At 61.8% G+C, this 12409-nt stretch carries 11 protein-coding genes and 1 pseudogene; 2 read left to right on the forward strand and 10 right to left on the reverse strand.

Annotated elements, in window-relative coordinates:
• A pseudogene (locus tag ACIF4X_RS23270) lies at positions 1 to 242 on the reverse strand (type VI secretion system tip protein VgrG); the annotation flags it as partial.
• Positions 243 to 384: 142 nt separating this feature from the next.
• On the opposite strand from ACIF4X_RS23270, the gene ACIF4X_RS23275 reads away from it, so the two are divergent.
• Both ACIF4X_RS23275 and ACIF4X_RS23280 read left to right on the forward strand, forming a co-directional pair.
• Complete coding sequence (locus tag ACIF4X_RS23275; protein WP_397483897.1) at positions 385 to 1596, forward strand: helix-turn-helix domain-containing protein; 1212 nt, start codon at positions 385 to 387, stop codon at positions 1594 to 1596.
• A gap of 31 nt (positions 1597 to 1627) precedes the next feature.
• Positions 1628 to 2260, forward strand: coding sequence for a glutamine cyclotransferase (locus tag ACIF4X_RS23280; protein ID WP_397483898.1), 633 nt, complete (start codon positions 1628 to 1630; stop codon positions 2258 to 2260).
• A 122-nt stretch (positions 2261 to 2382) separates the two neighbouring features.
• Here the strand turns inward: ACIF4X_RS23280 and ACIF4X_RS23285 are convergent, their stop codons facing one another.
• From ACIF4X_RS23285 to ACIF4X_RS23325, 9 genes are all read right to left on the reverse strand, one after another.
• Positions 2383 to 2574, reverse strand: coding sequence for a hypothetical protein (locus ACIF4X_RS23285; protein ID WP_397483899.1), 192 nt, complete (start codon positions 2572 to 2574; stop codon positions 2383 to 2385).
• Between the two features lie 201 nt (positions 2575 to 2775).
• A complete protein-coding gene (locus tag ACIF4X_RS23290; protein ID WP_397483900.1) occupies positions 2776 to 4164 on the reverse strand; it encodes an amidohydrolase family protein in 1389 nt (462 codons plus the stop codon).
• A 13-nt stretch (positions 4165 to 4177) separates the two neighbouring features.
• Entirely contained in the window at positions 4178 to 5545 is a 1368-nt protein-coding gene (locus ACIF4X_RS23295) for a nucleobase:cation symporter-2 family protein (protein ID WP_397483901.1), read from the reverse strand.
• Between the two features lie 250 nt (positions 5546 to 5795).
• Positions 5796 to 6839 (reverse strand): CobW family GTP-binding protein, encoded by a 1044-nt coding sequence (locus ACIF4X_RS23300; protein WP_397483902.1) that lies wholly within the window; start codon positions 6837 to 6839, stop codon positions 5796 to 5798.
• Positions 6840 to 6889: 50 nt separating this feature from the next.
• Positions 6890 to 7468, reverse strand: coding sequence for a UbiX family flavin prenyltransferase (locus ACIF4X_RS23305; protein ID WP_397483941.1), 579 nt, complete (start codon positions 7466 to 7468; stop codon positions 6890 to 6892).
• 11 nt (positions 7469 to 7479) lie between these two features.
• A complete protein-coding gene (locus tag ACIF4X_RS23310) occupies positions 7480 to 8865 on the reverse strand; it encodes a UbiD family decarboxylase (RefSeq protein WP_397483903.1) in 1386 nt (461 codons plus the stop codon).
• A 243-nt stretch (positions 8866 to 9108) separates the two neighbouring features.
• A complete protein-coding gene (locus ACIF4X_RS23315) occupies positions 9109 to 10014 on the reverse strand; it encodes an amidohydrolase family protein (protein WP_008081961.1) in 906 nt (301 codons plus the stop codon).
• A gap of 4 nt (positions 10015 to 10018) precedes the next feature.
• Positions 10019 to 10948 carry an amidohydrolase family protein gene (locus ACIF4X_RS23320; protein WP_397483904.1) on the reverse strand — a complete coding sequence of 310 codons (930 nt, stop codon included), beginning with the start codon at positions 10946 to 10948 and terminating at the stop codon, positions 10019 to 10021.
• Positions 10949 to 11390: 442 nt separating this feature from the next.
• Positions 11391 to 12314 (reverse strand): LysR substrate-binding domain-containing protein, encoded by a 924-nt coding sequence (locus ACIF4X_RS23325; RefSeq protein ID WP_397483905.1) that lies wholly within the window; start codon positions 12312 to 12314, stop codon positions 11391 to 11393.
• Positions 12315 to 12409 lie beyond the last annotated feature (95 nt).

Raw genomic sequence — 12409 nt, forward strand, 5'->3', positions numbered from 1 at the left:
TCGCCTTGCTCGATGCGATAGACCAGACCGTGGATCTTGCCTTCGCCGGTCGGGCCGAAAGTCAGGACGCCGGGCTTGTGCAGCAGCTCTTCGAGTTTGAGGTCGGGGCGCGCGCTGATCAGTTCCAGGTCGAAACGGAAGGGCTGGTTGATGGCTTCACGACCAACAAAGCTCAACACTTGCAGGTCGGTGGAACGGCCTTCAAGGGAAAAGGTAATGTGGGTAGCGTTTGCGTCCAGCATGCCTGACTCCTTCCGTGGAACAGCTTTGCCGATGGTGCAGGAATACCAAAGTGCTATCAAGGGATTTTAAACACGCTTATACGCGTGCATTACACTCGATCTCAACGCCCTGCACCGAGGTGCCCGTGACGATGAATTCACCATGGACTCGCTGATTACTGCCGCTGGTCGCGCGCTGAGCGCTGGTGATCCGCTGGGCGCGTTGAACTACGTTGCCTTGCGTGAAGACCCGCCCGCGCTGGCGTTGCGTGGCATTGCCATGGCTCAGCTCGGCGATCTGCCTCGTGCCAAGACGTTGTTGCAGCGCGCGATGAAAGCCTTTGGCAGCAATGAACCGCTGGCGCGGGCGCGCTGTGTGGTGGCCGAGGCGGAAGTGGCGCTGGCGACGCGCGACTTGGGCTGGCCGATGAAGGCGCTGGAGACCGCCCGCCAGTTGTTGCTCAGCCACGGTGACCGGCTGAACGCGGCGCACGCGCGATATTTGCAGATTCGCCGGTTGCTGCTGATTGGTGAACTGGATGCGGCCCAAGCGCTGCTTGTAGAGGTGGATCCCGCACCGTTGCCTCCAGCGCTGCGTGCAGCCCATGAACTGATGGTTGCCGGAATTGCCCTGCGCCGGGTACAGGTGCAAAGGGCAAGCGCCGCGCTAGTCCGGGCGCAGCTTGCCGCACAACAGGCGGGCATTGCGACGCTGCTGGCAGAGATCGAACACGCCAGGCAAATACTCGCCGCACCCGCCGCGAGATTGATCATGGCGGGTCAGTCGCAACCAGTGAATCTGGAGCAGGTTGAGGCGTTGTTCGCGTCATCGAGCCTGGTTATCGATGCCTGTCGTTACAGCGTGCGCGGAGCCGGTATGACCGTGGCACTGGCAACCCGACCGGTGCTGTTCAGCCTTGTCCGCTTGCTCGCGCAAGCCTGGCCGGGCGATATCTCCCGGGAGCAACTGTTTGCGGCGGCGTTTCGATTGCCGCTCAGTGACGAATCCCACCGCGCGCGGTTGCGCGTCGAGATCGGTCGGCTGCGGGCAGCGCTGGAACCGTTGGCGAAAATTACTGCAACGGCACGCGGCTTCGCTCTGGTGGCAGCCGAGGTGGCACTGCTCACGCTGCCGCTCGAAGACAGACATGCGCAGTTGCTGGCCTTGCTGGCCGATGGTGAGGCCTGGTCGAGTTCCGCGTTGGCGCTGGCGTTGGGTCGCAGCCAGCGACAAGTGCAGCGGGCACTGGAAGCGTTGGCAGCGGAGGAAAAGGTGCAGGCCTTCGGGGTCGGCCGGGCGCGGCGCTGGATGACGCCGCCGCTGCCGGGTTTCGCGACGATCTTGTTACTCCCGGTGTCGCTGGGCAATGGCTAGGCTGGACCCACACATCCACGAGGAAGCCGATATGAAACACGCAAACGCAGAAATCCTTCGCGAGTACGGTCCTTTTGACGACATCAAAGGCATTCACGGCGTGACATTCGATGGCCAGCAGGTCTGGTTCGCCAGCGACGGCCAGCTCAATGCACTCGATCCGGTCAGCGGCGAGACCGTGCGCACGATCAAGGTTGGCGCTGATGGTGGCACCGCGTTCGACGGCCAACATCTGTATCAGATCGCCGATCGCCACATCCACAAGATCGATCCGGCCACCGGCCGCGTACTCCACACCATCCCGGCACCGGGCAATGGCGGTGACTCAGGCATGGCCTGGGCGGACGGCTCGTTATGGGTAGGGCAGTATCGCGAGCGCAAGATTCATCAGATTGATCCGCAGACCGGCGAGATCCTGCGCACGCTGGAGTCGAACCGGTTTGTCACCGGGGTGACCTGGGTCGATGGCGGGTTGTGGCATGGCACCTGGGAGGGGGATGAGAGTGAACTGCGGCACATCGATGCGCAGAACGGTGAAGTCATCGCGGCGTTGAAGATGCCCGAGGGCTCGGGTGTTTCGGGGCTGGAAGCCGACGGTGCCGATCGTTTCTATTGCGGTGGTGGCGACAGTGGCCGGGTGAGGGCGGTGCGTCGGCCCAAATGATGAGGGTGCCTGCACGGGCCTCTTCGCGAGCAGGCTCGCTCCCACAGTGATTGCGGGTGAACACACATTTTGTGAATCACTCCAAACCCTGTCGGAGCGAGCCTGCTCGCGATAGCGGAATGTCAGGCACCGCTGTTTCGACGGCGTTCGACGCCGTCCGGATTGCCGATGTCCAGCAACCTTCTTTCCACCAAGACATTTTCCAGGGCCTGGCGCTCGAACGGCGCCATTTGGTGCTCACGTTTTTTCAGCTCCAGCAGAATCGGGCTGGACCAGGTGCGGTAAGTCTGTTCGATGGTGCGACGCGACGTCATCAGTCTCTCCTTGATCAAGAGCCCGGTGTTGCGGGCGGGGGCTCTATCCGATGAGGTATTAACGTTAGTCGACAAAGCCAAGACGCGCGAATCCACACGCCGGATGTAGGAGCCGCCGCAGGCTGCGATCTTTTGACTTTGTTTTTTAAAAGACAAGATCAAAAGATCGCAGCCTGCGGCAGTTCCTACAGGGGGGCGAGGTCAGTCGTCGACGTTCATCAATTGTTGCACGCCTTCCCACGCCTCGGCGCGCATGCGTTCGATGTCGAGGCCCGGAATCACCCCGTTATCCACGACCATGCGGCCACCGACCAAACTGTATTTCACCGCAATCGGTTCACCCGCCACCACCGGCGCGACGGCACTGTCGTGGAAACCATAGAACCGTGGATGGTCGAGGCTGTAGATCACCAGATCCGCCGCCTGACCTACCTCAAGCGTGCCGACCGCCCCAAGGCCGAGCACCTGTGCGCCACCCGCTGTGCCCCAATGAATGACATCTTCCGCCGTGGTCGCCGATGCGCCTTGTTCGGCGCGGTGGATCAGCCACGCGGTGTTGGCCTCTCCGACCATGCTCCCGGACTCATTGGAGGCCACACCGTCCACGCCAAGGGAAACCGGCACACCCGCCTCATACATCTGCGGCACCGACGCGACGCCGCTGCCCAGTCGGGCATTGCTCACCGGGCAGTGCGAAATACCGGTGCCGGTCTGCGCGAGCATGCGGATTTCGCCGGGTTGTAGATGCACGGCATGGGCGAACCAGACGTCAGGCCCGAGCCATTCGTGTTCGGCGACGAATTCCACCGGCAGGCAGTTGTATTTTTCGCGGCAGAAATTCACGTAGTTCTGCGTTTCCGACAGGTGCGTGTGCAAGCGCAATCCAAGACCGCGGGCGGTGTGGGCGAGTTCGCGCAGCAGCGTCGGCGGCAGCGAGAAAGTCGGCGTGGTTGGAGCGACGACGACGCGGCGCATCGCGTCCGGGGTGTCCTGGTGATACAGCGATTTCAGCCGTTCGATGTCACCGACCATTTGCTCAAGGCTTTCCGGTTGCAGCGCGGTTTTCGAGAAGCCCGGATGTGCGCTCGCTGACTCCAGCGCACCGCCTCGGCACAGTACAAAGCGCAGGCCAAATTCATCGGCCATGTCGAACAACAGGTCGCCGGTCTCGGTGCTGCCGTGGGCGTGGTAGAGGTAATGGTGATCGGCGCAGGTGGTGACGCCGGACAGCAGTAATTCGACCATGCCCAGCCGGGCGGCGATCCGCGCCAATTGCGGGGTAAAGCGGTTGAGGCGCGGGTAGGGCACGCTCGCCAGCCAGCCTTGCAGATCCTGATTGAGGCCTTCGGGCACGGCTTTGAGCAGGTTCTGGAACAGATGATGGTGGGTGTTGATCCAGCCCGGATAGACCACGCTGTTGCGCGCGTCGATCACCCGTTCGCCGGGTTGTGGCTCAAGGTTCGCGGCCATTTCGGCGATGCGACCGTTGACCACGCGGATGTCCACGGCGCCGGCCCGCGCGCGGGGGCCGCGCAGGCCGGTCAGCACCGCGACCGGGTTCTTGATCAGGATGTTCTGAAGTTGAGTCATGGGCAGCTCCAAACTAAAGGATGTGCGAGGCGGATTTGCTGGCGGTGGTTTGCGCCACGCTGACGCCATTCAGCGCGGCGTTGAGCAGCACCGACACCAGGCAAGCGATGACCACGCTGCTGTGCAGGAACGGCTGCGACCACTCGGGGAGTTGTTTGAACAGGGTGGGGGCGAGCACCGGCACCAGCGCGGCGGCGATGGTGAAACCGACAATCAGCACGTTGTAGCGATTGCGCTCGTAATCGACTTTGGCGAGGGTCTGAATGCCCGCCGCTGCGACCACGCCAAACATCGCAATGCCGGCGCCACCGAGGGCGGCAGTCGGCATCGAGGCGATGATCGCGCCAGCTTTTGGCACCAAGGCAATCGAGCACATCAGCAAGCCGCTCACTGCGACCACCCAACGGCTGCGCACGCCGGTGAGGATCACCAGGCCGACGTTTTCCATGAAAGCAATAAAGGGAAACGCGGCGAACATGCCGGCGATGGTGCTGGCCAGACCGTTGGCGCGCAGGCCGTTGATGACCTGTTTGTCTTCCACCGGTTTTTCAACGATGTCGCCGATGGCCACGAAGAGCCCCATCGACTCGACCATCTGCACGATCATCACTACCACCATGGTCGCGATGGGGATCAGGCTGAAGGTCGGCAAGCCAAAATAGAACGGGTAGGGCACGGTCAGCCACGGCGCTTCTTCGACGCTGTGAAAACTGCCCATGCCCAGACCGTAGGCCAGACCGGCGCCGATCAGCATGCCGATCAACACTGCCATGTTGCGCAGCAAAGGACTGCCATAACGGTTGACCAGCAAAATGGTCAGCAATACCACCACCGCCACGCCGAGGAACGCCGGCGCACCGAAGTTGCTCGCGTTGCGCCCGCCGCCGACCCATTCATAGGCAATCGGGAACAGTTGCAGACCAATCACGGTGACGATGCAACCGGTGACCACGGGCGGGAAAAATCGCCGCAATCGACCCACAAATGGCGCCATCAGCAGGGTGAAAATCCCCGCACCGATGACGGCTCCGCAGACCCCGGCGAACCCCACCTCCGGGTTGCTGCCGATGGCGATCACCGGGCCGACACTGCTGAACGCCACGCCCTGCAGAATCGGCAGGCGCACGCCGAATTTCCAGAAGCCGACGGTTTGCAACAGGGTGGCAATGCCCGAGCAGAACAGCGTGGTGCTGATCAAGACCACCGTGTCGGCGTGGGACATTTTCAGGGCACTGGCGACAATCAACGGCACGGCGATGGCGCCGATGTACGAGACGGCCATGTGTTGCAGGCCGAGGGTGAGCATCTGTCGTACCGGCAGAATGCGGTCGACGGGGTGCACGGTGGATGCGGTTTTTGATGGGGATGTGGCTGACGACATGGGGAAACACCTCTGGCTGTTTTTATGCGGTAGAGAGGGGTATTCGTCTGATGCCGATCAGCTCAAGGACACAGTGCAACCCTGTGGGAGCTGGCTTGCCAGCGATGGCGATTTAGCAGTCACCATTTTTATAAACTGACAGTCCGCTATCGCTGGCAAGCCAGCTCCCACAGGTGTTGTGTTGTTCAAAAGAATTGGCATCAGTCATTCGTGCTGCGAAGCCGCCATCCACCGGCTCCGATGCCTTGTTTCAGCCTGCCAGGCAGGCGGCGAAGCCCTGGTTCAGCGCCGTGCGGTCCAGGTCGCGGCCAATGAACACGATCTTGCTTGAGCGCGGCTCTGTGCCCCACGCGGTCGAGGCACGGAACTCCACCAGGCTGTGCACGCCTTGCAGCACGTAGCGCTGGTCCTCGTTGGCCACCGCGAGCACGCCTTTCATGCGGTACAGGTTGTCGGCCTGAGAGGAGCGCAGTTCGCTGATCCAGCGATGGAACGCCATCAGGTTGACCGCGCCGTCCACGGTGATGCCTACCGATGACACGCTGGGGTCGTGTTCATGATCGGGCTCTTCAGCGTGGTGATCGTGATCATTGTGATCGTGCTGCTCAGCGCCGATTTCCATGAGCTTCTGCGTGCACTCGAAGGCACCGATGCCGAGGATTTTCGTCAGGTCGATCTGCGCATGGGTCGAGGTCACCAGATCTGCCGTGGCGTTCAAGCCACGGATCTTGCCGCGCAGGGTTTCCACTTCGGCGCTGCTGACCAGATCGACCTTGTTGATGACGATCCGGTCGGCGCAGACAATCTGATCCACCGCCTGATTGTCGACGCCGTCGAGTTGCAGATCCTCCAGATGCTGGGCGATGTGCTTGGCGTCGACCATGGTCACGATTGCATCGAGTTCAACTTCATCGGCGATCGGATCATTAATGAAAAAGCTCTGCGCCACCGGGTAAGGATCGGCCAGGCCGCTGGTTTCGATGAGGATGTGATCGAGGCGCACCGGGCGCGCGACCAGTTCGCGGACGATGCGCACCAAGTCCTCGCGAACCTCGGCGGTACAGCACACGCAGCCGTTGACCATCTCGTAGATTTCTTCGGTTTCAGAGCTGAGCACCAGATCGCCGTCGATACCGACCTCACCGAATTCGTTTTCGATCACCGCGATTTTGCGACCGTGGTTTTCCTTGAGGATGTAGTTGAGCAGGGTGGTTTTGCCGGCACCGAGGAAACCGGTGAGGATGGTCACGGGGATTTTGGTGTTGCGGGTTGGGGCGTTGAAGGGGGTGGTCATCTGAAGCTCCTTGACTGTGTTTTTTGCCGAAGTGCGATCAAATGTGGGAGCTAGCAGGGCTGGCTCCCACAGGGATTGGGGTGTTCTCGCCAGCGAGTGGCGACGCCGGCATCGAGGCCGAACAGGTCGAGCACGCGACCCAGGCTGTGGTCGACCATTTGCCCCAGGCTTTGCGGACGGGCGTAAAACGCGGGCACTGGCGGGGCGATGATCCCGCCCATCTCGGTGACGGCGGTCATGTTGCGCAGGTGCGCGAGGGTCAGCGGCGTTTCGCGGGCCATCAGCACCAGGGTGCGGCGTTCCTTGAGCGTGACGTCGGCGGCGCGACCGATCAGCCCTGACGACGTGCCGGTGGCGATCTCCGCCAACGTTCTCATCGAACACGGCGCCACCACCATCCCGAGGCAGCGAAACGAGCCGCTGGCGATCCCGGCGGCGACGTCATCGGCGCGGTGGTAGTGACTGGCCAGCGCGGTGACGTCGGCGAGTTTGTAGTCGGTCTCGTGGGCCATGGTCAGCAGCGCGGCGCGACTGATGATCAGGTGGCTTTCGATCTCCAGCTCGGCGAGCAATTGCAGGAGGCGCACGCCGTAGATGAAGCCGGACGCGCCGCTGATGCCGACCACCATCCGTTGCCGGTTCACGACCCAAGCCCTTTGAGCAGAGCCCGGGCGCGCTCCAGAACTTCCTGATCGAGCTGCGCCTTGATCCCATCAAAGCCTGAACCGCGTGTGGCATCCAGGCCCATCCGCGATGTCGTGCCATTGACCGAGGACGACGGGTCCAGTGGACTGCCGGGCAAACCGTCAATGATGAAAATATCCAGATGCGGCTGGAAGTGCGTGGCCAGTGCCCACAACACCTGGCTGTCGTCAGTGATGTCGATATCGCTGTCCAGCGCAATCACGGTTTTCAGGTACGGATCCCAACCGAGCAGGGCCAGCATGATCTGCCGCGCCTCGCCATCGCGGCTCTGGTCCAGCGCCACATAGCAATGAAAATGGGTGCCGGAGTTCGGGTAATGCACGGCGGTGACGGCAGGGAACCGCGCCTTGAGTTTCTCGCTCATTTCCGCTTCGCGCGGCAGACGGGCGAGGGTCAAGTGTTCGGCGTAGCGACCGCCCATCACGTCGACCAGCCAGGCGTCTTTGCGCTTTAACAGGGTGTCGACGCGCAGCACATTGTTGGTCGAGCGATCCGAGGAATAACCGCTGAACTCACCGAACGGACCTTCTTCGGCATACGCCGCCGGGTCGATGGCGCCTTCCAGAACGAACTCGGCATACGCTGGCACACCGATGCCGTAGCGTGGAGTTTTCACCAGCTCCAGCGGCGCGCCGAACAGTCCTCCAGCGACGGCGCGTTCATCGGCGCCATACGGCAGGCGTGCAGCGGCGGCCAGCATGAACAGCGGATGCGCACCGACCACCATTGCCACGCGCAATTCTTCGCCACGTTCGCGGGCGGTTTGCAGCATCCGCCACAGGTGACCGCGTGAATGCAGACTGGTGGCGAGGGCCTGACGGGCGTGGCGCATCGAGCGGTGATAGCTCATGTTGGCAATGCCGGTCAGCGGATCTTCGGCAATGATGATCGCGTTGGTGATGTACGGCCCGCGATCACTGTCGAAATGCTTGAGCATCGGCAGCAGCGCCAGATCCAGCGCTTCGCCTTCGAAGACTTCATCGAGGATCGGGCCGCTTTCCACGTAACGCGGTGCGATGGGTTGGTTGGCGCGTGTTTGAAAGGTTTCGTGCAACTGCGCCGGGGTTACCCCGAACAGCCGGGCGATGCGGGTTCGGGAGGCGAACAGATTGGTCGCCACCGGCACGCCGAGGTTGCCGACGGTTTCGCAGATCAGCAGCGGATCGCGGCCCTGGGCGGCGAGGGCATCGACCAGGGCGGTGACGTCCTGATCGGCGGAAATCGGGTGGGTGACGGTCAGCACATCGTCCGGGTACTCACGGCGATAGGCGTCGATGAACACGTGAAAGTCCTGAGAATCGCCGAGCGTCGAACGGGTCATGGTGTCACCTCGTAAAAAGCAGGCACGCAGGGGTGAGAGGGCGTTCGCGCGGCCAGCCGTTGGCCTGCCGGACGAACGAACGCCGCGTCATCTTCGTGCCTGTAAAGTCGCTGTGTGTCGGTCGTAACACTGACCCCTGTGGGAGCGAGCCTGCTCGCGAATGCGGTATGTCATTCAAAGCTGATGGCGACTGATCACCGCTTTCGCGAGCAGGCTCGCTCCCACATTGGGTTTTGTGTGTGGCTACAGATAGGTGGTGGTCAGGCGTATGTCGGCCTCGGCCAGGTCCTTGGGCGGTGGCGTCGGTTCGATTCCGCACAACCGGGCAATGTTGTTACCCAGATAGTCCTCGAGATGATCCTCATCAATGCCCAAACCCTGCGGTGCCGGCGAGCACAACACCTCAAGCTCGCGCAGCCACATTCCCGGTTCGTTCGGCGGTGAGTCCGTGCCGAACACGATCTTGTTGCGCGGCAGTTCCTTGGCGAACTCCACAATCCGCGACTGGAAGCACCAGCCCGATTCGCAGTACACGTTTGGCGTATCCATCGCCATCCAGAACGCTTCGAACGAGTAGTTGCCGCCGGTCTGGATACCGAAGTGACCGATGATGAAATTGACCATCGGGAACTCGCGGATGATCGGGTAGAACATCGTCGGAATGGTGTACGGGCCGTCACCGGTATGGATCAGCACAACGATGTTGTACTTGGCGCAGACTTTCATTGCCGGGCGCAGCCAGTCGAGTGCGCGATCCGGACGATAGCCGTGCATGTTGGCGTGCAGCTTGAGCATCTTGAAGCCGTATTCCTTGATGTGGAATTCCAGCTCCGCCGCACCGTTTTCCGGTCCCCAGCGCGGGTTGAAGTTGAAGTTGCCGATAAAGCGATCCGGGTACTTCATGCACAGTTCGGCGATGTACGACATGTAGTCACGCACGCCTTCGCGGCCCCGGCGGTTGCCGTCGCGATAGCCGGTGTTGCCCGGTGGCGGCTGGATGAAACCCATGTCGATGCGGCGTGGTTTGCCGTTGATCATGTACGGGCCGTCCATCAATTTGAGCATGCGCTCGCCGGTGAACGGTTCGCCGGTGTGGCGCCAGGCCTCGTCGACCAGGTTGGTGGGGTGCAGATGGGTGTCGATGATCATCGGTTCAGCTCCTGGCCAGTTGAGTGGTGACGGGGCGCTTGAGTTGCGCCTCTGCTTCGGAAACGGAACGGGGTGGCGGGGTTGGCTTGAGGCCGATCATCCGCGCGGTGTTGTTGCCCAAGTAGTCTTCGAGAGTGTCCTCGTCGAGGTTCAGGCCTTGCGGCGGTTCGTGGCAGAGCACTTCGAGCAGGCGCAACCACATGCCCGGTTCGTTCGGCGGCGTGTCGGTGCCGAAGAGGATCTTGTGCGTCGGCAAGACCTTGGCGAATTCGACGATCCGCGATTGCAGGCACCAGCCGGATTCGCAATAGACGTTGGGCAACTCCATCGCCCATTGCATCGGTTCGAACACGTAGACGCCGCCGGTCTGCACACCGAAGTGGGCCATGATGAAATTGACGTTGGGGAATTCCTTGATCATCGGCACCCATTCCGATGGGATGCTGTAAGGCCCGTCGCCAGTGTGCAGCTTGACCGGAATGCCCAGTTCGGCGCATTTCTCGAAGCACGGACGCACCCAGTCGAGCGCTCGGTCAGGACGGTAGGCGTGCATGTTGGCCTGCATCTGCACCATGCCGAAACCGTGTTCCTTGACGTAGCGCTCAATCGCCTCGACGCCGTTTTCCACGCCGCAGCGCGGGTTGTAGACAAAGCAGCCGATGAAGCGGTCCGGGTAGGTCTGGACCATTTTCAGGGTGTAGGCCATGTAGGCGTCGATGGATTCACGGCCGGTCAGGTCGCCGTCGGTCCAGGTGTAAATCGTGTTGCCTTGCGGCGGCTGGATGAAGGCTTTGTCAATGCGGCGAGGCTTGCCGTTGACCATGTACGGGCCATCCATCATCTCCAGCAGACGCTCGCCGGTGAACGGGTCACCGTCATGCCTCCAGGCGAGGTCCACGAGATCCGTGGGATAGCAGCTGATATCGATGATCATTGCAGTCGATCTCCTGATAGCGGGGAAGGGAGCCTTGCGGCTCTCGGCATCCACGTCCCGGGCAATCGGCCGTTGCTATGCGCAAGACTCGCGCATTCCCTCGCCTGTTCGCATCCGGCCCGGGTGGGTGGCTGCTGAGGGCGAGTATTGGAAGGCGGGGTTGGGTTCGTACAATATTAATTGGGCGCGGTGGTGATACTTGTTCGATATGGGCAGATCAAAAGCGACCCTCACCCCAGCCCTCTCCCGGAGGGAGAGGGGGCCGACCGAGCTGTCTTTCGCGATGCATCGACCTGAGAAACCGAGGCGATTATGGATTCGGCGAGGCTGGTTCAGGTCGACGATTTTCTGAAGCATTCCCCTGTCAGATGGAATCGATTATGGATTCACAGCAGGAGGTGCACGTCGGCGTAATTCGTCAATATCCCCCGATCGGTCCCCTCTACCTCTGGGAGAGGGCTAGGGTGAGGGCAGGGTTCTCAAGCGTACACAGGACTAACTGCCTAACCGCATCAACCACCGGCGCCACACGCTCAGCCTGCCCATGCGGCCACACCGCGTAAAGGTTGTAATGCGCCGCAATCTGCGCCTCGTTCAACGCCACCAACCGCCCGCTGCGCAACGCATCAGCCGCCAGTAATCCACGCACCAACCCTGCGCCGACGCCGGCCTCGGCGGCCGCAATCAAATTCGCCGCATTATCGAAAATCACCCGCGTCGGCGGTTCGGTCGGTGTCATTCCGGCCGCATCCAGCCACGGAATCCACGAGCGCCGCGTATACCCCAACAACGGCAATTGCAGAATCTGCGCCGGGCTCAACGGCACCTGCAATCCGTGCCGCGCCAGCAGTTCAGGCGCAGCCACCGCCAGCACCCGATCGCCACAGATCTGCGTCATCTCGCAGTCATCCCAATCGCCATAGCCATAACGCAACGCCAGATCGACCCGCTCAAACGAGCTGCGATCACTGCGCGGCATCGACAGCAGCGTTACCTCGTAATCCGGCAGCCCATCGAGCAACTGCGGCAGTCGCGGATTGAGCCAGCTCTGCGCCAGTTCGCTGTCGACATCAAGGGTCAGACGTTGCGTCACGCTGCGGTTTTTCACCGAGGAAATCGCCCGGTCAATCTGCGCCAGACCGTCCGACAACACACTGGCAAACAACTGCCCGGCATCGGTCAGGTTGCTGCCGCCGCCTTCACGGACGAACAGCGGCTGGCCGATGAAATCTTCCAGCGCGCGGATCTGCTGACTGATCGCGCTGTGGGTCAGGTCAAGTTTGCGCGCGGCGCTGGAGAAACTGCCGCTGCGCGCCGCGTGGATAAACGCGCTCATGGACTGCACCGACGGGTATCGCTTGTACATGTTGTTAGTCCTGCTTACAGCGGTTGGCAGAAATCGTCGCTGGCCGCGTGTTGCTCAGAGTTCCAATAATCGGTGACCAGGCCCGCACAAAGACG

This window comes from Pseudomonas sp. NPDC085632 (assembly GCF_044541255.1).
In the GTDB taxonomy this organism is placed as follows: domain Bacteria; phylum Pseudomonadota; class Gammaproteobacteria; order Pseudomonadales; family Pseudomonadaceae; genus Aquipseudomonas.